This is a genomic window from Acidobacteriota bacterium (genome assembly GCA_016703965.1).
In the GTDB taxonomy this organism is placed as follows: domain Bacteria; phylum Acidobacteriota; class Blastocatellia; order Pyrinomonadales; family Pyrinomonadaceae; genus OLB17.
The window spans coordinates 1,892,467-1,915,592 of sequence record JADJBB010000021.1 but is presented as its reverse complement, the minus strand read 5'-3'; the positions used below and the strand labels follow the sequence as shown (position 1 = coordinate 1,915,592).

Here is a 23,126-nt window from a genome sequence, read left to right as displayed (position 1 = left end):
GAATCCGCTTTGCATATCGAGGAGATCTAATATGCGACGCGGATTCAATATTTTTCAGCAATTTTTGGCTTTATCAATAGCTCTTTCGCTTTCGGCTTCGAGCTTTGCACAGGCGAAGAAACCAGTGTCGAATACGGCGGGAAAACCGACGGCGGCAGCGACCTGTTCGGGTGCGTGGACCGGAAATATCACCTATTCCAAAAGGATCTCGTCCCGCAATGAGAAAACCGTCGACCGGGTCAGTACCCGCGGCAAGGACAAGAAAAAGTGGGAAATGAATTACCGCTACAAGGCGTCCGTCGCTGTTCTGGAAGCTCCCGAACGAGACGGTTCGACCATCGGAAAAGCCTCGATCGAGCACAAATTCTCTTCGATCGATAAAACAACCGCCGAAGAGAAGAATTCCTGCGATCAGGGCAAAACGTGGCAGGTGATGAAGGGCAATTTCGAAACAAAGACCGAAGCTCGCGGCCAAGCCGGAAATCAGCCCGCACTCGCCTACATTGGGGTAAATTCGGACGGCACGTACAGCGTCGGCATCGGTATTCAATCGATCCAAGGAATCATCTCGGGCTCTGAAAAGTCGTCATACTCAGGCCAATGCAAGCCCAAAGAGGGTAAGTCGATCACGATGCCTGACACGCCGACCACAGTCCAGGGCAATTCGATGAATTCGAGCGGCCGTGATCGGATCGATCCGAAAGATCCGAATAACATTTCGGGCAGTTGGACACAGACCTTTGGTGACACGACCGAAACGATGACCTGGAGTCTCAAAAAATGCGGATCACCGCTGCGGATATCGGATCTGCAGTTCGAGGATATGAAATTCCCGAATTGGAATGACTGGCAGGAAATAACCGAGCAAACCGGTACGACCGACGGGAATTTTGTAAAGATAAAGGCGAAGATCCTCAACACATCAGGCGAGACGAAGTACGCCGATATTCGATTTAAGGAAACGTACAAGGGCGACAAATGGGACGGAGCTAAGCCCGACGCTCCGCTTGAGGACAGCGTCCGCTCGGTTCGCGTTGATGCTAACAGCGAGGAAACGGTCGAGATGGTATGGGATTCGAGTGGGTATTCGTGGTTCGACGACGGCCGCCCGCGGCTCGTTCAGCGGATAAAAGCAGAGCTCGAAGAGAACGGCAAGAAGGTTGACGAAAAGACCGAGAATCTCAAGGTCGCTCCGAAGCCCGTCGTCCTCGTTCACGGCCTATGGAGCAACTGGTCAAGGGCTTGGGGAACATGGCAGAACATCCTAACGACGTCGCATTCCTACGATTGGAAAGCATTCGCGGTCGGCGAAAAACCTGAACACGGCATTATGAACACCGGAACGGAATTTATGTCGACGAACCCGACGAACTCAATCGCTCAGAACGCGTATCAGTTGAGCAATTATGTTCGTTACGCCCAGGAAGACCGCAACGCCTGGCATGTAGACATCGTTGCACACTCGATGGGAGGCCTGATCGCCCGCGATTATATCCACAGCATGATGGAGCCGCTCGACACGGATCCGCGGCCTCGCGTCAGCCATCTGATCATGCTCGGAACGCCAAATCTAGGCAGCCCTTGTGCCGATCTGCTTGACATCGGGTTTGACCTGTTCGGTGAAAAGGTCCAGGCGGTGAGCCAACTGCGGCAGGACTTTGCTGAGGAATTCAATCGAACGACGACCGAGCAGCGAGGCGTGAAATTCTCCGCCCTCGCCGGCAACTCCGTGCCGTTCAGCTGCAAATGGTCGGGTGAAGGCGATGGCGTCGTGCCCGTCAGATCGGCCCTGTGGACGGTGAAAGATACCGGATTGACCAGCAGTATTCATACGGAAATGACCGGAACCAAGGATTTCACTAACTTTGTAAAACCGCGTCTCGCGATCGGGCCCAAAGGCGATCACAACCCGGCAATGCCGAGCGTCCAACGCTAGAATCCGATGCGTTTGAGCAGATCGTCAAACCGCGGGTCGCCGTGGAGGGTTTTCAGGCGGCGGCCCACTTTTACTAGGGTGAGCCAGTTCGAGCGCTCCTGATAGGCACGCTCGAGCCAGTAAAAGGCCTTGTCTTTTTCATCCAGGCCGGCGTAAACGACGGCTGGCAGAAAGGCAGAAACCTCTTTTTTCAGGACCTTGGCCTCGAGTTCCGCAGCGATCTTTCGGGCCTCGGCACTGCGGCCGGCGACACCGTACACGTGGCCGATCGCCATGTCCGTCAGCGGGTCGCCCGCAAGCTGCTTTGATCGCTGAAACGATGAGATCGATTGATCATATTTTCCGCGTTCGAGATAGATCTCGCCGAGTACAAGGTGGGCACGCGGATAATTGGGATCTCGGGCGAGGACCTGGCGGATCTGTACTTCGGCTTCATCAAGACGTCCGGCGATGTATAAAGCCCAAGCCGTATTTGAGGCAATTGTCATCGAAAGCGGATCGAGCTGCTGGGCGATCCTGAGTTCGTTCAGAGCCTCATCCGCCCGGCCCAACGCGACGAGGGCGTTGCCATAACTGTAATGTGCCTCAGCATTATTCGGCGAAAGCCTGATCGCTTCTTTGTATTCGGTTTCAGCTCCCGCAAAATCCCAGTCCCAAACAAATTTTATCGACGCTAGCGGAACGTGGGCGGAACCCAGCGACGGGTCGATCGCCAGTGCTTTCATCGCAGCCGCTTTGGCGAGCGGATAAGCTTCCTGAGGCGAATGGGTCCCAAAGGCCGGAGCCATCCGATACGAAAGGGCTAATCCCTGATACGCGAGAGCATAATTCGGGTCGAATTGGATCGCCTGCTTATAGAAATCGATGCTCTCATTCGTGCCGGCCGGCGTACCTTTTTGGCGGCTGTATTCAGCTTTGAGGTAAAGCGAGAACGCCTCGTTGTTGGCGGTGTAACTTCTCGGCTGTCCGGATGTGACGGTATCGGCCTTTAATTGGAGCTTTTCAATTGTGAGCTTGGTCATCTCGCCTTGAAGAGAAAGCATCTTGTCGGGCGTTTCAATGAAGAACATTGAGAACAGCACCTTGCCGTCCGCTACGTTGACGTGCTGCAGGTTGAGCGAGAATCCATCGTCGCGTCGCGTTAGCTTTCCGGTCAAGACGCTCTCCACGCCGAGTTCGCGGCCGATCGCCTGCCCGTCGAGGTTATTCTTTTTGAGCGGTGCGATCGATGTGCGGGTGACCGGACGGATCTCCGGATATGAAGCTAATTGCAGTGTCAAGGCATCACTCAGGCCGTCCGAGATGTAGTTGTTGGCATCGTCACCCGTCTCATTCTCGAATGGCAGTACCGCGATCGAACGCGGTGCTCCCTGCATCTGACGAAGTGCGATCTGCTGACCAGGCTGGAACGAAAAACTAAGTATCCCCGAAAAATATCCGATCGTAATAAGTAAACTCAACGCTGCCACAACCGCAATACCGATCCGATGCCGCCGAAAGAAAGCCGGAGCGAACTCCATCGTGTTGCTGTCGCCCAAGGGCTCGGTCACCGCTTCGGAGATATGATACGACGTATCGAACGGAAGTTTTTGGTCATTTACCCTAACCCTGCCGTTGAAGATCTCGCGGTGTGTCGCGGCAATTATCCGTTTAAAGCGGGGGTCGTTGTGGAGCGGTTGGAGATTGGGCTCGGTACCAACCCAAACAAGCCAGGCATCGCGTTCGTTGAGGGCTGTCTCGAGATAATAAAAGCCCTTGTCAGTCCGTCCCACCGCAAAATTTGCCATGCCAAGAAAATACGGCTTTACAAATTCCGTTCTAGACCGAGCCTCCATCGAGTCCGCGAGCTTTTTAGCCTCTTCGAGACGTCCCGCACGCTGATACGCGAAACACAGGTGATATTCAACCAAAGCGGCAGATGGCATCATCTCGTTGCCGCGAGCGAGCGCTTCGATACCTTCCTCGTGGCGGCCGAGAAAACTGAGTGCGTTGCCTCGCTGCAGGTGGCCTTGCGGATAATTAGGATCGATCGAGATCACTTCATCAGCCTTCACCAACGCCCTATCGTACTGGCCGGTTTGGTAGTAGTACCAGACCATCAGGATTTTCGTCCGCAGCGACATCGGGTCAAGCTGCTCCGAAAGTTCCATCTGCTCGATGCCTTCGTCAAAGCGGCCATTGCCTATCAAAAGAGCGCCATACCATTCGCGGGCCAGGGCGTACTTCGGATTCAGGGATATCGAGCGAAGAAAACTGGTCTCTGCAGGCCCATAGCGAAATTCATTATTCAGCAGCAAACCGTTGGCGGCGTGAGCTTCGGCAAGCTCAGGCTCGATGGCCAAAGCGGAATGCACATAGTCCCAAGCGTTCCTGTACGCTTCGACGGTTGGGATCAAGCCATATATTCCGGCCCAGATGTAGAATTCAGAGATCGCACTGTGGGCTTGAGCGTAGTTCGGATCGATATGCACCGCGGCCTTGTAAGCTTCGAGCGCCTTTGGAAGTGATTGAGACGTGAACTGATTCCAATAAAATCGCCCGCGAAGATAAGCCTCGTGGGCCGCAGGGTCGTTGGTACTCCGTTTCGATAGTTTCTCGTGGTCCTTTCCGGTCAGATGCGGAATGAGCGCATCAGCGACCTGTCGCGAGATCGCGTCTTCTAGAGCAAGGACGTCAGTTAGATTTTCATCAAAATGGCCAGCCCAGATAGCCGAACCTTGTTTTACGTCAAGCAATTGCAACGAGATTCGCAGCCGTTCGCCAAAGCGGCGAATGCGCCCATCGAGGACGAAATCGACGCCAAGTTCCATTCCTGCTCGAAACGGATTGATCTGATGTTCGTTGTAGCGGGTTATCGAACTTGTCGGACGGACGGTCAACCTGCGAACCCTCGTCAACCGGGAAATTATCGCATCCGCAAGCCCTACCATCAGGTAGGATTCGTCCGTGGTCTCAGATCCGGTTGGCCCGAGCAGACTCAGGGGAAGAACAGCGACCAAAGTATTCTTCTCAGCCGACGGCGATACCGAGACCTTGGTACTCGACGTATAGAAGGTACTCGACGTATAGAACGTGGGGATCTGGACATCGTCGCCGTTCAGATGGCGTTCGATGTCCTCGCGGAATTCCGCGACAGTGGCGTACCTCTCGCCCGGTTCCTTTCGCAGGGCCTTTGTGATAATGCTGTCGATGTTGCCTCGCAGCAGATCAGCAAGCCTCTCAGGCGAGTCCGTGTCGAGATCTGGAATGCCGGTCAATGTTGGAGCCGCCGGGTTGACCCTGACAACCGGCAAGTCGGGATCGGGGCTGCCGGCCGCAACGCTCGCGAGATACGGCTCTTCGTCGCAGATCGCCCTTGCGATGTCGTGCGGCAAGCGGCTTTTTATTTTATACGGGCGATGAGCCGTCAGCAATTCGAACAGGATCACGCCCAGGCTGTAGATGTCAGTTGCGATCGTCACCTTTTCGCCGCGAACCTGCTCCGGGCTCGCGTAATCGACCGTCATCATCCGAAGAGCCGTCGCTGTCGGCTGCAAGGTGTCCGAAGCCAATTCCGGATCGAGAAGCTTTGCGATGCCAAAATCGAGCAGCCGCGGGCTTCCGTCATGAGCGATAAAGATATTTGACGGCTTTAGATCGCGGTGAATGATAAGCTTTTGATGAGCGTATTCGACCGCCTCGGTCACGCGGCAAAAAAGCTGAAGCCGCTCGTTAAGGGACAAGCGGTTCTTATCGCAATAGCGATAAAGCGGCAGGCCGTCGATGAACTCCATGACGAAATACGGACGTCCGTCATCAGTCGTGCCGCCGTCGATCAGGCGGGTGATAAATGGGTGGTCCAGGGCAGCGAGTATCTGGCGTTCGTTGCGAAATCGCTTAAGGACAAAATCGGTGTCGATGCCGCGTTTTACGACTTTGAGAGCTACACGAAGACGAAATTCCCCATCCGCCCGATACGCCTCATAGACGGCTCCCATGCCGCCGCGGCCGATCTCACGTTCGATGCGGTAATTGCCGAGCAGTTTCCCGACCATCGGGTCGTCATCGCTTTCGTCGAGCAATGCTTGCAAAACCCCGCTTTTGGCACTGTCATATAACGGCTGTTCAATAAAGCTGCTCGCGTCTTCGAACTGATCGAGAAGCTTTTCGACCTCAACTCGCAACTCGTCGTCGCCATTCGCCGACGCTCTGAGAAATTCGTCGCGCGCAGCCGTATCGAGCTCCAAAGCCTCGTGAAAGATCTCTTCGATTTGCCGCCAACGTTCAGGAGTCATTGCTGTCGATCGACCTGCTGTACCTTTTACAGCATTCTATAACATCTTTAGTAACCACTAAAATACACGAAAAAACACTAAGAAGAGTTTCCCCTTTTTAGTGCTTTTTCGTGATATTTCGTGGTTAAAGGACTCTTAGGGCTTTCCGCCTGCGTTCCAGGCAGGAACAAAATTCGAATTCACGAGCCACTGTATAGGCTTGACCATCGAATTGATCGAACGCGTCATGTGGACGAAATCGATCGTTTTTACCTCGTCGCTCGCCTGATGATAATCCTTGTGCAGGCCAAAGCTCGACACTGTGTGGGCGATGATCCCGGCACGAGCGAGCTGGATATTATCGGAACGCATAAAGAAATTCTGATCGGGATGCGGATCCTGAACGAGTTTCGCACCGCGTTTCGCCAGTTCGGGCCCGAGATTCGAACGCTCGTAACCCGTCAGCCAAAGCTCTTCCGGTTTAACCTTTTCGTCGGGGCGGCCGATCATTTCAAATTCAAGATTCGCCACGAGCTTATCCTTAGCGACCGGTAGATTATTTACGAACCAGCTCGCACCGTAACCGCCCGCTTCTTCGCTGCCAAAGCAAACAAAGTAAACGGTTCGCTTTGGCTTCTTCCCGGCTCCAAGCACGCGAGCCATTTCGAGCACGGCGACAGAACCCGAAGCATCGTCGTCGGCCCCGTTAAAGATCTTGTCGGTGCCGGGTGCACTCTCACGAACGCCGAGATGGTCGAGGTGCGACGTGAGCAGGATAACTTCGGCGGTAAGTTTGGGATCAGATCCGGTAATTTTGCCCATCGCATTCCAGGTTTGCGATTGGGTCGAGGTAACCTTGCCGCCGAATTCGATCCGTGTTCCGTCGGCCATTGCTGAAATTGCGGAAGCGGCGTCTTTGCTAACTACAATTACGGCTGACGGTTTAGGGGCCGAGGTGAACGATATTCTGCGTCCCGCCATATTTGCCCAATTTGCCCGGTATTGGGCCGTTTCCTCAACAAGAACGATCGACGCACCTGCGGTTACCATTCCCATCAAGCTCTGCATCGCATTCGGCGGAGCATCGGCCGGTAACCTGACAAAAACAGCCGATCCGGCCGCTGGCTTGTCGTTCATGCCGATCTTTTGCAAAGTTCCGCTCACGGCTGCTCCGGTCGCACGCAGAACGAGCATTTCCTTGCCATGGTCGATCGTTGTTGACCCGTATTTCAAAGTCGGTGCGCCGTCAAAACTGTTTCTCGTATTGGTAACGGTTTGCACGAACGTCGGTTTTCCATCCCAGCCCAGTTCGCCCGCGGGTTCCAGCCCAAACTGCATGAACTGCGACCCAATATACTCAGCCGCGATCCGCTCGAACATCGTTCCGCTGCCGCGTCCCTGCATCGCGTCGCCCGCCAGGAACTGCATCGCAGAGCGTACGTTTTTTTCATCAATTACGGAGCTGCCCGACTTTTGAGCGATCGCCGGGATGCTCATCGAAAGTAGAAAAATAACCGCGATGGCACGGTGCCTAAAACTTCTGATTTTCATATTTTTTTGTTTCTCTTAACGCCGATCTACGCGAGATCGAAAGACCGCGAATCGAGTTCGAATAGTGATACGCAATTCCCGGCCAAAGGCTATTCCGCTTTATTTTGCGAGTCCCGGATAGTAACGCCAGTTGGGCTTAAAATCCTTGGTCATTTTCTGATTGGTCAGGATCGCCCGGTCCATCTCGACCGGTATTGCACCTTCTTTCAGGATCGCGTCGTGAAATTGTTTATCGGTCATCTTCTTAGATCCGACGAGATCCTTGTGAAGGTTATAGAACTGCAATCCGCCCATCATATACGCCATCTGGTACAGCGGGCCGTAATCGCCTGAGAACGAACGCCGAACCTCGGCGAGGGCGTTGTCGCGTTCGTGGCCGACCTTGTCGACTAGTAGATCGACGCATTGCTGCGGCGTCCATTTCTCGAGATGGAAATTGAGGGAAAAGATGATCCTCGCCGCACGATGCGACCTCCAGAAAAGTGCGCCAATGCGATCTTCCGGTGTTTTGTTGAATCCCCGGTCCCACAGCAGAAATTCCCAGTACAGAGCCCAGCCTTCGCCCCAGAACGGTGTGCGGAATATCTCGCGATACGGACGGTAACGCCGTGTCATGTAACCCTGCAGATGATGGCCGGGAATGAGTTCGTGATGGACAGTCGCGTGTGAAAAATGAGGATTGTTGCCGCGCATCGACATCAGTTTCTGCTCGTGCGTCATTCCATCGGTCGGATACGAAACAAGGATAGTTTCGCCGCCGAGGAAGAACGGTGCGACGAGCTGCCGTTCCGGCGTCATCATCTCCATTCGCCAGCCATCGCGGGCAACTTTCGGAACGGTAACGAGGTCATTCTTTTCGACGTAATCGATCGCCTCGTACGCAAGCTTTTTGATCAGCTCAGGCTGTTTGCCGGGCTCGACGTATTTTTGCTTTACCGCCTCAATGGCTTTCATGTAATCGTCGCCGTACCCCATCTCGCGCGACGCTTTTTTGAATTCGGTGATGCACCACTCGAATTCCTTGTTCGCGATCTCAACCAGTTCCTCCGGCGTGTACGGGATCATCTCGAACTGCAATTCCTGGATCAAGGCCTCACGCCCGATCGGATCGCCGATGATCGTCGTCCGGTCGTCAGCTTTGATGCCGACGAGTTTTTCCGTGATGAAAGTTGAGTACTTGCCGAGAGCTTCATCGGAAGCCTTGTATGGAGCTTCGCACCACCATGTAAATGTCGGATCGTACGCGTTGTAGAAGCTGTACCACGAACGAAGCGTCCGGCGCAGGCCGTCAACCGTTCGAGCCGCACGATTCGCAACTGTGCGTTTGGGCTTTGTCGAATTTGGCGTTTCAAATGAACGCTGGGTTGACGAGATCTGTTTCGCAAGCTCGTTCAAAAGTGCTGCCGATTTTGCCGGATCGGCAAATTCCAGCTTGCGTCGCGTGTCCTCAAGATCATTGATGACCTTGGCAAAGGGCATCAGCGGAGCCATCTCAGCAAACTGTGCGTCGTTCCTTTCCTGCTCCTTGAGTTCATGCTCAAGATAATTCTTGAATAGTACGTAATCTATTTGTTCATCATGGTTTAGCCTATCAAAGTTAAAGCTGCCTAGCAGCTGTAATTCCTCGTTATAGAGGCTCTTGAAACGAGCCGATCTATTGGATGAGGTCTGAGCCGAATAGAAACGATTGAGGATGCCGACATCCTCAGTGAATTTCTCGATGACTCCCTGCAGACGGCTTGGCGGATCACTATACGCGTTCAGCGGGTCCGCGGCCTGCCCGATCACGAGGCCGGGAGCAACCAATGTAAATATCAGCACAGTAACCAGAAACGCAGTTCGATTCATAAAGATGTTCTTCCTTAGTTGTGATGGCTAAATACAGACAAGCAGCAGAACGGCACAAACCTCTCTCCGAACGCAGCAACTATTTTTTTTCTTGTTACCAGGATGATACCAATTTTTTTAATTGCTATATACCGACGCAGTCGATAAAATCACTCCGACGCCTTCGGTCACTAGTATTAGAAATTTTAAGGTAGGGGAGATCATTAATGAGTTTTTCGAGTAAATACCTGCGAACAGGCCTTTTAAGCCTTGCTTTCGTCATGCTCTCGTTTTCTTACGGCTATGCCCAGGACAGCGAGTTCTCGTTCAAGGTAGTGAACAAAACCGACAGCACCATCAAAAAGCTGCTCGTTTCAGTCGACGGCAAAAAGTATAACTTTTTTGACATTGGTACCGGCATCGCTCCCGGTAAAACGGCGACTATGGTTTGGAGTAAGGCTTCGGACAGCGATCCCTGCAAGCAGTGGGTAAAGGCTGTTTACGCGGATAAATCAGAATCGACACCAGTAAAATTCGATTTCTGTGAAGACGATCTTGAGCTCGAGTTTACGGAGTAGTTTAACTGCCATCAGAACCAACGAAAAAGGTCAGGACAAGCATTAAAGCTTGCCTGACCTTTTACTTTAAGCCACCCGTGAAACAATACACGCCACTTTATCTTTTGCCGTGCAATCTATTGCCAATGCGAGACTTACAGTCATCCCTACCTGAGAACCGCCGGCGTCAGATCTCGCCAAGGAAACTCACGCCATCGTTTATTCGAAGCCCGAAATTCTCCGCAACCGTCTGCCCAATATCCGAGAGCGATTGCCGTGTACCGAGATTGATGCCAGCCTTAGCGGCTTTGCCAAAAACCAAAAGCGGTACGTATTCGCGGGTGTGGTCGGATCCGGGCATTGATGGATCGTTGCCATGGTCGGCTGTCATGATGAGCAGATCGTCGTCGTGTAACGCATCGATCACCTCGGGAAGGCGCTCATCGAAGTGCTCTAACGCTTTCGCATACCCCTCAGTATCGCGGCGATGGCCGTAAAGCATATCAAAATCGACCAGATTGCTGAAGACAATGCCGTGGGAATCGTTATTGAGTGCCTGGATCGTTACGTCAATGATCTGCTCATTATTCTTGGCGGTCAGGTCTTCTGTAACACCCAAGCCATCATAGATCGAGGCGATCTTGCCTATACACACCACATCAAGCCCCGAGGCTTTCATCAGCGGCAACAGGTTGTCGTTCGGCGGTGGAACGGCGTAATCGTGTCGATTCTCTGTCCGCTTGAAATTGTCGGCCGTCGAACCCAGGAACGGCCGAGCGATCACGCGTGCAACCTCATCCTCTCCGTGAAGTATTTTGCGGGCTATCTCGCACATCTCATAAAGCCTGTCGATCGGGACAACCTCCTCGTGCGCCGCTATCTGAAAGACAGAATCGGCCGAGGTATAGACGATCGGTTTACCAGTTCTAATGTGCTCCTCGCCGAGCTGTTTTATGATTTCGGTGCCGCTCGCGGGAATATTCCCGAGCACACCGGGAACATTCGCCTTTGCAATAAATTCGTCAATGATCCGCGGCGGAAAACCGTCTGGAAACTTCGGAAATCCCTGCTTCAGAATAATTCCCGCCATCTCCCAATGCCCTGTCGTGGTGTCCTTGCCGTCAGATTTGAGCGTACATTTGCCGTATGAACCGGTCGGACTCTCGACGCCGGCCAACCCCTTGAGCGGCGTGATATTTCCGAGCCCCATCGCCTGCAAATTCGGCAGATGAACAGTGCGCGATTCAAAAATATGCCCGAGCGTATTCGCCCCGGCATCGCCCCACGCCGCCGCATCGGGCATCTCGCCGATACCGGCGGAGTCGAGAACCATTAAGAAAATGCGATTGAATTTTGAACCCATATAGATCTATTTAATTTGATGGCGCCAAATAACTTTCCCTCGCCCTCACCACAGTTCCGGCCGGAAGTCCTTTGACCTCAACTTTTATCTTCCGCAAAGTTCCGTCCTTCTTGTCGTTCGAGGGATAGTATCCGAGTGTGTATTTCGTGCCGATCTCCTCCGCGACGCTCTTGAAAGCGTTTCTCGCATCAGCAAAATCACCGACCGGGAAGACCTTGCCGCCAGAGGTTTTTGCAAGTTCGTTCATCTCCTCGTCGGCGATGTCATAGAGCCTTTTGCTGATCGCGAGACGTTCGAAATCGCCGAGCTGGCAAAAATTCACAGCCTTTTCCATTCGCTTGCCCTTCGAAGCGATCGTCTGGTAATAACGCCTGATCTGGGCAGCCGAGAATCGCATCGCACTTTGGCAATCGCCGAGCAGCGTTTCCTCAAAATATTCCTGTGTGTCGACCTGAATAAAGAAAGAGATCACACCGACCTGTCCGAGTTCTTCCTTGACGGTATTAAAATCCGCCGCACTGCTCGAATCGACTCCATCGGTCAGAGCGACCAGTGCCCTGCGTCCGCGAAACTCATCCGCCGGACGCTGGCTAAAGATCTTTTCCGCGACCTTCAGGAGCGAATCATAGTAGGGCGTTCCGTTGCTCGTCTTTACATTGTCGATAGCGGTCTTCAGCTTGCTGCGGTCATCGGTGAGCGTTGTCAGAACTTCGCTCGTTGCAAACGCCTGATTGTCCTTTCTGTCGGTCCTGAATGCGATCAGAGCCACGCGGTCACCGGGCCGCAGATTTGCGATAAAATCGCGGGCCGCACGCTGGATCAGCGGCAGGTCGTTGCGTGCCGAACCCGACGTGTCGAGTACCAATGCCACCTCGAAGGGAGCGGTCGTCGCTGAAAAATCAACGATGTCCTGCTTTTTTCCGTCCTCATAGACGATAAAATTTGATGCCTTTAGCCCTTTCATCGGCACTCCCGCCGGAGTTGTGACCGCAAGCGGTACATCGACAAGCTGGGTATCTATCCTGATAACCTCATCCTTATCATCCGGCTTTTTGTCCTGGGCAAACGTCGAAAACGTCAGGCCAAAGCTAAACAGCAGCAATAGAAAAAACCTTTCCAAACGCATTCCAGATCACCCTCACTATATTTTTTTGATTGTAGCAAAAATTTAACGGCCGGCGGCAGTAAATCCGGTTTTTACTGTCGCATTTTGGTGGTTTTGTGCTATCCTTTTGCAAAGTTATCTTTTACAAAAAGCTAGCCAGGCGTGGAGCATTTGAAACATTGGTCACTGATTGTGCGAATTTTGCACGCCATACCTTGAAAAATACCTAACCGTTGAGGGGATTTGATCTAATGAAGAGAAATATTATTTTGGGCGTTTCGTGTTTAGTCATGGTCGTCGTTGGCACAGTTTTCATGTCCACGGCCGGCAGCTCGCAGGGGAGAGGCCTTGATGTGAACGCACCGAGTGCATCCACGACTTTGGTAATCAGCCAGGCATATGGCGGCGGTGGCGGCACCGGCACCTATTTATTTGACTACGTTGAAATTAAGAATATTTCATCAACTGATCAGTCTTTGAACGGGTTAACTCTTATGTACGGGTCGGCAACCGGACAGTTCATGAGTTCGCCCACGAATGGTTTTGCACTTCCAGATGCGACTATCGCACCTGGCAAATACTACCTGGTTCAGACTAGCTCAGCCGGAACATCCGGTGCCAATCTTCCTGTAACCCCTGATGCGACCACGACCAACATGAGTATGTCAGGAACTAACGGTAAGGTTGCTCTGGTAACTTCGGCCCTTGCAGCGAATACTTGCGGAGCAACGGCAACCCCATGTACGCTACCTCAAGCCGGCATCATCGATCTTGTCTCATGGGGCACGGCCAACAACGCAGAAGGCAATTCATCCACAAACGGTGGTGCTTCTCTGACTTCAACTCAAGGTAACGTCCGGAAGGGGAACGGCTGCACCGACACAGATAACAACAACAATGACTTCGATATCGTGACGGCTCCGGTGCCGAGAAATGCGGCGACGACCGCAATTACTTGCGGTTCTGGCGGTGCAACCCCGACTCCAACTCCGGCCCCGACCGCGACACCAACACCGGCACCAACCCCTTCGCCGACGGCAACTCCGGCTGGTTCGCCTAGATTTTTGTTTACGGCTCGCATGAGCGGTGCTAATGAGGTTCCGGCTGTGACTACAAACGGCACTGGTTTCGGACGCGTCGTGCTCAATGCGGCGGAGACACAGATCACCGCTTCGTTTTATTGGGAAGGCCTGACGAGCAACACGACTGCGGGCCACATTCACACAGGAGCCGCCGGTGCAACCGGCCCTGTAACATTCGACATGACGCCGCCAACTGGAGCGACACGTGGTTCGGTCGTAGATAAAACCTTCTCGATCACTCCTGCTCAGGTTGCAACTCTTAGGGCGGGAGGAATGTACTTCAATGTCCACTCGGCGAATAACACCGGTGGCGAGATCAGAGGGCAAATCCTATCCACTACAACCGACGCTCCGCTCGATTTCAACGGCGACGGTAAAACGGATTTCGGTGTCGTTCGCCAAACGACCGGTGCAGGCAATACCCAGATTCGCTGGTACAACCTGCTTAACAACGCAGCCGCAACCGAGGTGCAGACCGACTTCGGTGTTGTCACTGATTACATCACGCCGGGCGACTTTGACGGCGACGGTAAGGATGACATCGCTATATGGCGTCCACAGACGGACAACTCGTTCTTCTACATCCTCCAGAGCTCAACTAACACTCTTCGCACGGTTCGCTTCGGTATGCCGAACGACGATCCGTTCCTCATCGCCGACTACGACGGTGATGGCGTGGATGACCCTGCGATCTTCAGAAAGGGCGGAACAGACGGCTCCCAGAGCTTCTTCTGGTGGTACGGTAGCTTCGGCACGACCAAGAACGTTCAGGTTGTTGTGCCTTGGGGCGTTGGCGCTGACGTTGCCGCTCCTGGTGACTACAACGGCGACGGCAAGGCTGATTTCTGTGTCTTCCGGGGAATCGGAACACCCGCACGCGGCCTCTTCTTCATCCACTATGGAACCGGACTGTTCGACGCGACCAGCCCTAATGACACCGTGACTCGTTTCGGCCTGCCGACTGACGCGATCGTTCCGGGGGACTATGACGGCGACGGCAAGACTGACCTCGCTTTGACCCGCGTTGAAGGAGCGGCCCTCGCATGGTATTACCAACCGAGTTCAAACCCGACGATTACTATCCGTACGGGTTGGGGACGTGCTGCTACCGATATCGAAGTTCAGGGTGACTACGACGGCGACGGCAAGACTGACCAGTCCATCTGGCGCAGTTCTACCGGTAACCCAAGCATCTACTACGTCCTTCGATCAAGCGACGGAAGCGTTCAATATCAATTCTGGGGACTCTTCGGCGACCAGCCGGCGGCTCAGGATTCACACTTATAAACACTGGTTGATACCGGTTAAGCAAAAGGCTGTTCGGATATTCCGAACAGCCTTTTTTTCTATCAGTCCACTCGCTTAAGTTGGAGACATATCCACGCCGATATATCCCCCCAATAAAAGAGCTGCCCTTTCGGGCAGCTCTTTATCAAAAATGTTCTACCGAACTAGACGTATTTTTCGATCACCCGCGTGATCGCTTCCCTGGTAACTGCACCGACGATGCGCTCCTGCTCCTGGCCGCCCTTGAAAAGGATCAGCGTCGGAATACCGCGGATGCCGTACTGCTGTGGAACGTTCATATTCTCATCGACGTTCATTTTATAAACACCAGCCTTTCCCTGATATTCCTCAGCGACAGCCTCGACCGTCGGGGCGATCATGCGGCATGGGCCACACCATTCCGCCCAAAAATCAACAAGCACCGGCTTGTCTGAGCCCAAAACGTCTTTCTCAAAATTTGTATCTGTTATTTCATTTGCAAAATGTGCCATCTGTTATCTCCTGATAATTAAAACTCTTGAATTATAGCGCTATGAATTAGTAACCACGAAATCACACGAACAGGACACTAAATAAGAAATTACTTTTTCGTGCTATTTCGTGTTTTTTCGTGGTTACACTCTTCTTATACCAATTTCGCATGCAGCGTGATCTTGGTGGCCGCGAGTGCCTTGCTGATCGGGCACGCCTTGCTCACCGTTTCAGCGACTGCCTGAAATGCCGCATCGTCCAATCCCTCGACCGCCGCCTCGACGCTCAGGTCGATGCCTTTGATCACAAACCCGGAATCGTCCTTGCCCAAATGCACGACCGCTTCTGACTTGACGCTCGACGCCGGCGTGCCTCCCTTTTCAAGGGTTGCGTTAAGTGCCATTGCATAGCACCCCGCGAGCGAAGCACCTAATAGTTCCTCCGGGTTTGTACCCGGGTCCTCGCCAAAACGCGTTCCGAATGAGAACGAGCCTTCAAACGAACCGCTACCAAGGGCCACAGTGCCGTTTCCTTCAGTTAACGAACCTGTCCAGCTCGCATTTGCTTTTCTATCTGCCATATTTTCTCCTTGATCCCTATTTTATCCGATAGCCGCGTTTGACGATAGTTCGGCGGCATCGGCTCTAATGATATCCGCGATGATCTCATACGATCGGATCCGAGCCGCGTGGTCGAAAGTCATAGCGTTTACGATCAATTCATCCGCCTCCGTTTCCCCCAGAAGCTTTTCAAGGCCAAGCCTAACAGTCTCAGGCCCACCGATTATCGATCCGCCGAGCCTCGCCTGTACTAACGCCTTTTCAGCCGGACACCAGATCTCATCCATGTCATCAACCGGCGGCTGTATCTTTCCCGGCGTGCCGCGAATCAGATTCAGGAACGACTGATGCTGCGAGGTCGCGAGTTTTTGCGCCTTGCTATCGGTTTCGGCGGCAAAAACGTTGACCGCCACCATAGCGAGCGGCTCATCCAGAACCTCGGATGGCCGGAAATTATGCCGATATATCTCCAAAGCCGGAAGGGTATTGTCCGGCGAAAAATGAGCCGCAAAGCTGAACGGCAATCCCAACTGCCCAGCCAGCCGCGCGTTAAAATCGCTCGACCCGAGCAGCCATATCTGCAGATCCGCGCCGGAGCCCGGAACTGCCTGAACCTTTTGCCCCGCGACCGGAGTTTTTAGAAAGTACCGCAACTCCTGCAATTGCTCCGGAAAATCATCCGCCGCATCGAGCCTTCGTCGAAGTGCCCGCATCGTCGATCCGTCCGATCCCGGTGCCCGCCCGAGCCCCAGATCGACCCGTCCCGGAAACAACGCATCGAGTGTTCCAAACTGTTCCGCGATCACGATCGGAGCGTGATTTGATAACATGATCCCGCCCGACCCGATGCGTATCGATCTCGTTCCCGCACCAACGTGTCCGATCACAACCGACGTTGCCGCACTCGCGATTCCGGGCATTGAGTGATGCTCAGCTACCCAAAAACGCTTGTACTCGAGCCGCTCAGCGTGTTGTGCAAGATCCAACGAATTCCGCAATGCATCAGCCACCGTCGAGCCTTCAGCCACGGGCGATAGGTCTAAAACCGAAAACGGAATGTCTGACAACCTGCTCATAAAACTACCTCAGATCTATAGCACGGCCATATTGCCTCGGCACATCGACGCTCGCTCCTAATTCCTGAGCTGCTCGAAACGCCATATACGGCTCTCGCAGGAACTGCCGTGCGACCATGATCGCATCTGCTTGTCCGGCCTTAAGGATCGCCTCAGCCTGCTGCGGTTCCGTGATCATACCGACCGCAGCGGTCGCGATCTTAGCCTCACGGCGTATCGCTTCGGCAAATGGAACCTGATAATTCGGTTCCACCGGAATCTTAGCGTTTGAGACCAATCCGCCGCTCGAACAATCGATCAGATCGATACCGATAGCTTTCAGCTTTTTCGAAAACTCGATCGACTGCTCAAGATCCCAACCTCCCTCGGCCCAGTCGGTCGCAGAGATGCGGACAAATATAGGGATATGCTCAGGCACCGCTTCGCGAACCGCCTCAGCGACCGCAAGCGGCAGCTTCATCCGGCCCGCAAGATCTCCGCCGTATTCGTCCGTACGCCTGTTTGAAAGCGGCGATAGAAATTCGTGGAGCAAATAGCCGTGAGCGGCGTGTAGTTCTATCACCTCAAACCCTGCATTCACCGAACGTTTTGCCGCCGACACGAAATCGTCAATAACCTTTTCGATATCTGCTGCGTCCATCTCACGCGGCATCGGATAATCATCATCAAACGCGATCGCACTCGGAGCAACTACCTCCCATCCGCCATCGACGATATCAACCTTCTTCCCGCCATTCCACGGAGCCGCGGTCGAGGCCTTACGACCGGCGTGGGCGATCTGGATTCCCGGCACGCTTCCCTGATCCTTGATGAATCTCGTGATGCGTACAAACTCTTCGGCATGTACGTCCGACCAAATTCCAGAGTCGCTCGGCGAGATCCGCCCCTCGGGCGAGACAGCGGTCGCCTCAACGATCACCGCTCCCGCACCGCCAGCCGCGCGGCTGCCGAGATGCACCAGATGCCAATCCGTCGGCAATCCGTCTACACTCGAGTACTGACACATCGGCGAAACCCAAAGCCGGTTGCGAAACGTAGTCCCCCGAACCTTATATTCAGTAAATAGCTTGCTCATATTCCCCTTGTTCGGAAGATCTTCTACTTGCCAAACGCCTCATATCCAATGAGATCCGCAGCTTCCTGGGCAGTAATATCCTTGTTATAGATGGCTGAACCAGGCTGCTGTAATTTGCCGCCTTCGGCAAGAAATCCGGTATCCACCGCCGCGAAACCGATGCCCTCGATCAATCTCGACACGATCTCCTTGGCCTCCGAATCATCGCCTGCGATGAAGATCGCCCGACGCTCGCTTAGCGGCAGATCGGTATTGCCCTTCGTCTTCAGATGCTCGAACCATATTGTATTGAAGGCTTTAACAACGCTTGCACCGGGAAGATGATTTACGAGAAGCTCACTCGAAGTGGTCGATCCGTTTTCAAGTTCCGGGATGATACCATCGCGGTCCGGATAGTAATTATTCGAATCAATGACGATCTTTCCCTCAAATCCATTCGTCGGCAGAGTTTGATACTTACCGAGTGGGATAGAGATGAAAATAACATCGCCAAATTCGATCGCTGCCTCAACGCTTGCGCTTTCGGCATTGTCGCCCAGTTCTTCAACCAGATCGTTGAGCGAATCGCCTCCCCGCGAATTGCTGATCGCGACCTGATGCCCCGCTTTTACAAATAGCTTGGCTGCGTTTGAACCAATGTTACCTGCTCCGATTATTCCTATTTTCATAATTCCTCCTGTACCTGTTCTAATCATCCGACGGGACGATCATTTCCGGAGTGCTTTAGCGCACAATCACAGGTTTCGACAGATCTTTATTTCGCAAGTTCAGCTTTTAATGCCGCGACCACGCGTTCGTCTTCTGCCGTCACATCAGGGGCGATCCGGGCCGCGATGCTGCCATCCTTGCCGATCATGAATTTCTCAAAATTCCACAAAATGTCGCTCGATTTGGCACGCGGCTGGCCGATACTCGCGAGCCTTTCCTCGAACGCCGATCCGTTTGCAATGTCAGCCTCACCTTTTTCCGCCGTCAAATAGCTGTACAACGGATGCTGATCTTCGCCTTTGACCGATATCTTTTGAAATAGCGGGAATGTCACGTCGTAATTCGTCTGGCAAAAATCCTGGATCTCTTCGCTGGTTCCGGGCTCCTGAGCCAGGAAATTGTTCGCCGGAAATCCGAGTACCTCAAACCCCTGATCTTTGTATTCCTTATAGAGCTTCTCGATACCCGCGTATTGCGGCGTCAAGCCGCATTTTGACGCAACATTTACCAGCAGAAGCACCTTTCCTTCGAATTCGGCCAGCGTCGTTTCTGTTCCATCGATCTCGCTAACCGGAATATCGTAAAGTTTGTTTGCCATCCTCATTGATCTCCTATTTTTATAACGATCTTTCCAAAATGCGAGCCGCTTTCCATGTATTTTAGAGCTTCACGTGCATCTTCGAATCCAAAAACACGATCTACCACTGGCCGCAGCTGGTTTACCTCGATAGCCTTATTTAGATCTTCGAGCATTTTACGCGAGCCAACAAAGATCCCCTGTAGTCGGACCGCCTTCATAAACACGCTTATCGGATTAAAGCCCGCAGGTCCCGATAAAGCTCCGATCATGGCAACGTGGCCGCCGAGACGCACCGATGTCAGCGACCTGCCGAGCGTGTCTCCGCCGCCAACCTCGATCACATGATCGACACCTTTCTTGCCCGTCAATTCCAGCACGGCCGCATCCCAATCTTCACAGGTTCTGTAGTTGATCGTTTCGTTCGCTCCTAACTCTTTTAGTTTCGTGATCTTCTCGTCACTTCCCGAGGTCGCGATAACGCGGGCCCCAAACAGCTTGGCGATCTGGACCGCAAAGATCGAAACGCCACCCGTACCAAGCGTCAGAACTGTATCACCAGCCTTAACATTGCCGGAAACTGTCAGTGCGTTCCACGCTGTGACTGCAGCACACGGCAATGTCGAAGCTTCTTCGAAGGAAAGATGAACGGGTATTTTGACCACCGATTCTTCGTTGAATGCTCCATATTCGCGCAGCACGCCATCCCATTGTGAACCCGCCCCAAGGGACGAACGCCGCTTCTCTTCACTTGTTTCGCCGTCGAACCACTGCTGGGCGAATAAAGGCATCACGCGGTCGCCGACTTTCCATTTCGTAACCCCATCACCGAGAGCGACGACTTCGCCGGCCCCGTCAGAAAGAGGCACTGCCGGAAACTTCATCCGCGGATTGTACGTGCCTGTCACAACCATGAAGTCGCGATAATTCAGCGAAGCCGCACGAAGCCGAACCAGTACCTCATTCGGTCCCGGCTCCGGCGTTTTGCGTGTCGTCAAAACCAGCTTGTCGACACCGAACTCTTGTATTTCGAATGCTCTCATTTCTTCTTCGTGCCTTTTAGATCGAGTCTGAGCACCACGTCATCGCGGATCAGATCGTCAGCCTTGCCCGCGTAAACGATGCCGAAATCCTTACGATTGATCGAGAACTCAGCCTTTACATTAGCCTCGTCTCCCTTGACATCGATCGTGGCTGGAAAGGTGATGGATTTTTTCACGCCTCGCATGACAAGTTCTCCGGTCACGGTGTAGTTGCCATTTCCGCCCGGTGGAGGTGCGATCCCAGTAGAGATGAACGATGCTTTTGGAAACTTCTCGATCTCAAAAAAGTCACCCGTCTGAAGGTGCTTGGTCAGCCCTTCGGAATCAGAAAACAACGATGCCATTTCGATCTCAAAAGCGACGCGGCTCTTTTCCGCCTTTCCGTCGACCAGATCGATCACGCCTTTGAACGATTTGAAGCCGCCATCGTGTTTACCCGTAACCTTCGAGCCGGTAAATTCTACCTTCGATGTTTCCGGTGCGATCGTGAGCTCAGTTCCCGTTACCTTAAACCCGGCGAGCACCTCCGCATTTCCCATGTCGGTCAAAAGCGGGGCATTTGATGCCGGAGCCGCAGCAGGTGCGGTGGTCGTCGCCTTCGGCTTGTTCGCCGCCGGATCTGCGCAGGCGGACATGAACAGTGCGATCGATAGGATCGCTAAAGAAATAGTTTTCATAGAATATTTTCTCCTCAAAAGAATATGTTTATAGCGTAGCAATTATGCCGCTTCTGCAAATACCTCTCGCCGAACCCAGGCGAAAGCTTGAACAAGCTTCGCAAATTCATGCTGCAGAGACCGCGTTTTGTCAAAATTGTACCAACGCTGCATCTCTTCCAAAATAACGGCCTTTTCGGTTCTGTTAGCTTTCATTTCTTCAAATAAGGTCTGAGCCGGCGCTGGCCGTGCTCCCCACGAGCCGAGCACTTCAAGTGTGTCGGCATCTAACATGGCGAGCTTCGGTATTGAACGTGCTCCGTTCGTCAGGAAACTATCCATCAGGTCGAGGTTCTCATCACGCAAGATATATAACGTCCTAATTTTATCGTTTTCAGCCGCAATTTTCTCGATCGCGGGAATATTTTGCGCCGCATCGCCGCACCAGCCTTCGGTAATGATCAGCCAGATCATCGGCCGCGTCACTTTCCTGACGGCTTCACGGACTCCCTCGTCGAGAAAGACTGTCTTTTCCAGACGGTGCATCCGCTGCCGGTTTAGCCTTCCGTAATTCACCATCGCCTCTGACTGATTCGTACCCGTAGTTTTGCCCTCGGCAAGCAGGCCGTCGATCAGTATTTCATATTCGGCGAATGTCATCGCTTTTTCGATGTATTCCCTCATCATCAAACTCCCATGAACCTCAGAACGAGCTTAAGCAGGTCGATCGCCCTTGGTGTCCAATTAATAAATAATGTGGTCATTGCTCCCTCCTTGTCGCATCTTGCGTTCATATCCGCACGATGATCTCTTCGTCCGGTTTGCGAACCTTAGCAAGCGGTTCGAGCCAGTCATTTGCTGCGTCGCGATAACCAAGCGCCGCGATCACCGAGACCGAAAAATCAGTTAAACCTAGGATCTCGTTAAATTTCGCCGGATCAAATCCTTCCATCGGCGTCGCGTCTATGCCAAGCAAAGCTGCGGTTTCAAGCAGAAAGCCGAGCGGAATGTAAACCTGCCGCGAGTTCCACGTCTCGACATAGCCGCCGTCAACTGTCCTTTTTGCCGAGCCTTTCATCACGTTCTCGTAATCGAGCAGCGTCTCTCTCGGAGCCCCCCGAACCTCGGCAATGCGGTCGACAAAATGCTCAATATCGCCGTCGGTTAGTGTTTTCTTATACGCGAAGGCAACGAAGTGCGAGGCATCGGTTATAGGTGCCTGGCCGTATCCGGCTTCTACCTTTAGCTTCTCCCTGGTCTCCGGATCTGTGATCACGAAAAACTTGAACGGCTGGATGCCAAAGCTCGATGGCGCAAGCTTGATGGCGTCCTCGATCGTCGCCCAGTCAGCATCCGAGATCTTTTTGCTCGAATCATACGCCTTTGTTGCATAACGCCAGTTTAGGCCTTTTAATATCACTTCGTTTTCGACTAATTTGTTTCCCATTTTTCCCCTTGTAACAGATTTGTAACTATTGTTGATACAGATATATGCAAAAAAATTTAGACTTTAACCCCGCAGACCTTATCGATAAAACATGCAAGAGTGTATTCGCCAAGCTTATCGCCCACCGCGTGGTCGATCTCTTTCTGCAGATCGCACAGTGCCGCTTCGATGTTCGCACCGATCGGACAATCTTTGTTCGGAGCCTTTGAATGCAGGGCAAAAACCTCGCCGCACGATACAGCTTTGTATATCTCACAAAGCGTGATCTCGCTTGGCGGCTTTGCCAAACGCGTTCCGCCAAATGCCCCCGTCTGCGACGACACAATTCCCACCTGGCCGAGCTGGCCGAGGACGCGGCGGATCACCACGGGGTTTGTATTAACACTTCCCGCGATGTATTCCGATTTCATATTCTCGTCGCCGCCCTTAGCAAGCATCGTCAGAATGTGAACCGCCATTGAAAATTGACTATTAGCCGCCATATCTGTAACTAGTATAGTTACAATTGAATTTCATGTCAAGTATATTCTTAATTAAAGCGCAAAAAAGGCC

The 23,126-nt window shown here is 53.0% G+C and carries 19 protein-coding genes; 3 read left to right on the top strand and 16 right to left on the bottom strand.

All coding sequences use genetic code 11. The features are described 5' to 3' along the window. The first annotated feature begins 31 nt into the window (after positions 1-31). Positions 32-1,936, top strand: coding sequence for a hypothetical protein (locus IPG22_15560; protein MBK6589705.1), 1,905 nt, complete (start codon positions 32-34; stop codon positions 1,934-1,936). Here IPG22_15560 and IPG22_15555 read toward each other — a convergent pair. The 3 genes from IPG22_15555 to IPG22_15545 all read right to left on the bottom strand — a co-directional run bounded on the left by IPG22_15555 (position 1,933) and on the right by IPG22_15545 (position 9,474). Next, positions 1,933-6,210, bottom strand: coding sequence for a protein kinase (locus IPG22_15555; protein ID MBK6589704.1), 4,278 nt, complete (start codon positions 6,208-6,210; stop codon positions 1,933-1,935). The genes IPG22_15560 and IPG22_15555 overlap by 4 nt on opposite strands. A 135-nt stretch (positions 6,211-6,345) precedes the next feature. Next, positions 6,346-7,326 (bottom strand): M20/M25/M40 family metallo-hydrolase, encoded by a 981-nt coding sequence (locus IPG22_15550; protein MBK6589703.1) that lies wholly within the window; start codon positions 7,324-7,326, stop codon positions 6,346-6,348. A gap of 513 nt (positions 7,327-7,839) precedes the next feature. Next, positions 7,840-9,474: a DUF885 family protein gene (locus IPG22_15545; GenBank protein MBK6589702.1), complete on the bottom strand. Its 1,635-nt coding sequence runs from the start codon at positions 9,472-9,474 to the stop codon at positions 7,840-7,842. Positions 9,475-9,794: 320 nt separating this feature from the next. Here IPG22_15545 and IPG22_15540 point away from each other — a divergent pair, with 320 nt between their 5' ends. Beyond that, the gene (locus IPG22_15540; protein ID MBK6589701.1) at positions 9,795-10,145 is read left to right on the top strand and encodes a hypothetical protein; all 351 of its coding nucleotides are present in this window, start codon (positions 9,795-9,797) and stop codon (positions 10,143-10,145) included. 166 nt (positions 10,146-10,311) lie between these two features. Here IPG22_15540 and IPG22_15535 read toward each other — a convergent pair whose 3' ends face one another. Together IPG22_15535 and IPG22_15530 are read right to left on the bottom strand one after the other, a co-directional pair. Continuing rightward, on the bottom strand, positions 10,312-11,487 hold the full coding sequence (locus IPG22_15535; GenBank protein MBK6589700.1) for a phosphopentomutase: 1,176 nt from the start codon (positions 11,485-11,487) through the stop codon (positions 10,312-10,314). Positions 11,488-11,497: 10 nt separating this feature from the next. Then, the gene (locus IPG22_15530) at positions 11,498-12,607 is read right to left on the bottom strand and encodes a VWA domain-containing protein (protein ID MBK6589699.1); all 1,110 of its coding nucleotides are present in this window, start codon (positions 12,605-12,607) and stop codon (positions 11,498-11,500) included. Between the two features lie 236 nt (positions 12,608-12,843). Between IPG22_15530 and IPG22_15525 the strand changes: the two genes are divergently transcribed. After that, positions 12,844-14,961: a CHRD domain-containing protein gene (locus IPG22_15525; protein ID MBK6589698.1), complete on the top strand. Its 2,118-nt coding sequence runs from the start codon at positions 12,844-12,846 to the stop codon at positions 14,959-14,961. A 164-nt stretch (positions 14,962-15,125) separates the two neighbouring features. Here IPG22_15525 and trxA read toward each other — a convergent pair whose 3' ends face one another. From trxA to IPG22_15470, 11 genes are all read right to left on the bottom strand, one after another. Next, positions 15,126-15,452 carry a thioredoxin gene (trxA, locus tag IPG22_15520; GenBank protein ID MBK6589697.1) on the bottom strand — a complete coding sequence of 109 codons (327 nt, stop codon included), beginning with the start codon at positions 15,450-15,452 and terminating at the stop codon, positions 15,126-15,128. A gap of 134 nt (positions 15,453-15,586) precedes the next feature. Further along, complete coding sequence (locus tag IPG22_15515) at positions 15,587-16,012, bottom strand: OsmC family peroxiredoxin (protein ID MBK6589696.1); 426 nt, start codon at positions 16,010-16,012, stop codon at positions 15,587-15,589. A gap of 21 nt (positions 16,013-16,033) precedes the next feature. Continuing rightward, positions 16,034-17,068, bottom strand: a complete 1,035-nt coding sequence (locus IPG22_15510; GenBank protein MBK6589695.1) for an LLM class flavin-dependent oxidoreductase — start codon at positions 17,066-17,068, stop codon at positions 16,034-16,036. Between the two features lie 4 nt (positions 17,069-17,072). After that, on the bottom strand, positions 17,073-18,143 hold the full coding sequence (locus tag IPG22_15505; protein ID MBK6589694.1) for an NADH:flavin oxidoreductase/NADH oxidase: 1,071 nt from the start codon (positions 18,141-18,143) through the stop codon (positions 17,073-17,075). A gap of 23 nt (positions 18,144-18,166) precedes the next feature. Continuing rightward, positions 18,167-18,811 (bottom strand): NAD(P)-binding domain-containing protein, encoded by a 645-nt coding sequence (locus IPG22_15500; protein MBK6589693.1) that lies wholly within the window; start codon positions 18,809-18,811, stop codon positions 18,167-18,169. An 86-nt stretch (positions 18,812-18,897) separates the two neighbouring features. Next, positions 18,898-19,449: a redoxin domain-containing protein gene (locus IPG22_15495; GenBank protein MBK6589692.1), complete on the bottom strand. Its 552-nt coding sequence runs from the start codon at positions 19,447-19,449 to the stop codon at positions 18,898-18,900. Between the two features lie 2 nt (positions 19,450-19,451). Continuing rightward, positions 19,452-20,471 (bottom strand): NAD(P)-dependent alcohol dehydrogenase, encoded by a 1,020-nt coding sequence (locus tag IPG22_15490; protein MBK6589691.1) that lies wholly within the window; start codon positions 20,469-20,471, stop codon positions 19,452-19,454. Beyond that, positions 20,468-21,148, bottom strand: coding sequence for a YceI family protein (locus IPG22_15485; GenBank protein ID MBK6589690.1), 681 nt, complete (start codon positions 21,146-21,148; stop codon positions 20,468-20,470). The genes IPG22_15490 and IPG22_15485 overlap by 4 nt, the downstream gene beginning before the upstream one ends. A gap of 42 nt (positions 21,149-21,190) precedes the next feature. Continuing rightward, positions 21,191-21,811, bottom strand: coding sequence for a thioredoxin family protein (locus IPG22_15480; GenBank protein ID MBK6589689.1), 621 nt, complete (start codon positions 21,809-21,811; stop codon positions 21,191-21,193). Positions 21,812-21,917: 106 nt separating this feature from the next. Then, complete coding sequence (locus tag IPG22_15475; GenBank protein MBK6589688.1) at positions 21,918-22,574, bottom strand: NAD(P)H-dependent oxidoreductase; 657 nt, start codon at positions 22,572-22,574, stop codon at positions 21,918-21,920. Between the two features lie 56 nt (positions 22,575-22,630). Then, on the bottom strand, positions 22,631-23,032 hold the full coding sequence (locus IPG22_15470; GenBank protein MBK6589687.1) for an Rrf2 family transcriptional regulator: 402 nt from the start codon (positions 23,030-23,032) through the stop codon (positions 22,631-22,633). Between the last annotated feature and the right edge of the window lie 94 nt (positions 23,033-23,126).

Bases quoted from the DNA above. Each gene is read 5' to 3' on its own strand.
- IPG22_15480 (MBK6589689.1), bottom strand. From the start codon at position 21,811: ATGAGGGAATACATCGAAAAAGCGATGACATTCGCCGAATATGAAATA.
- IPG22_15475 (MBK6589688.1), bottom strand. From the start codon at position 22,574: ATGGGAAACAAATTAGTCGAAAACGAAGTGATATTAAAAGGCCTAAAC.
- IPG22_15560 (MBK6589705.1), top strand. From the start codon at position 32: ATGCGACGCGGATTCAATATTTTTCAGCAATTTTTGGCTTTATCAATA.
- IPG22_15525 (MBK6589698.1), top strand. From the start codon at position 12,844: ATGAAGAGAAATATTATTTTGGGCGTTTCGTGTTTAGTCATGGTCGTC.
- IPG22_15515 (MBK6589696.1), bottom strand. From the start codon at position 16,012: ATGGCAGATAGAAAAGCAAATGCGAGCTGGACAGGTTCGTTAACTGAA.
- IPG22_15540 (MBK6589701.1), top strand. From the start codon at position 9,795: ATGAGTTTTTCGAGTAAATACCTGCGAACAGGCCTTTTAAGCCTTGCT.
- IPG22_15555 (MBK6589704.1), bottom strand. From the start codon at position 6,210: ATGACTCCTGAACGTTGGCGGCAAATCGAAGAGATCTTTCACGAGGCT.
- IPG22_15500 (MBK6589693.1), bottom strand. From the start codon at position 18,811: ATGAAAATAGGAATAATCGGAGCAGGTAACATTGGTTCAAACGCAGCC.
- IPG22_15495 (MBK6589692.1), bottom strand. From the start codon at position 19,449: ATGGCAAACAAACTTTACGATATTCCGGTTAGCGAGATCGATGGAACA.
- IPG22_15550 (MBK6589703.1), bottom strand. From the start codon at position 7,326: ATGAACGACAAGCCAGCGGCCGGATCGGCTGTTTTTGTCAGGTTACCG.
- IPG22_15535 (MBK6589700.1), bottom strand. From the start codon at position 11,487: ATGGGTTCAAAATTCAATCGCATTTTCTTAATGGTTCTCGACTCCGCC.
- IPG22_15490 (MBK6589691.1), bottom strand. From the start codon at position 20,471: ATGAGAGCATTCGAAATACAAGAGTTCGGTGTCGACAAGCTGGTTTTG.
- IPG22_15485 (MBK6589690.1), bottom strand. From the start codon at position 21,148: ATGAAAACTATTTCTTTAGCGATCCTATCGATCGCACTGTTCATGTCC.
- IPG22_15510 (MBK6589695.1), bottom strand. From the start codon at position 17,068: ATGAGCAGGTTGTCAGACATTCCGTTTTCGGTTTTAGACCTATCGCCC.
- IPG22_15505 (MBK6589694.1), bottom strand. From the start codon at position 18,143: ATGAGCAAGCTATTTACTGAATATAAGGTTCGGGGGACTACGTTTCGC.
- trxA (MBK6589697.1), bottom strand. From the start codon at position 15,452: ATGGCACATTTTGCAAATGAAATAACAGATACAAATTTTGAGAAAGAC.
- IPG22_15470 (MBK6589687.1), bottom strand. From the start codon at position 23,032: ATGGCGGTTCACATTCTGACGATGCTTGCTAAGGGCGGCGACGAGAAT.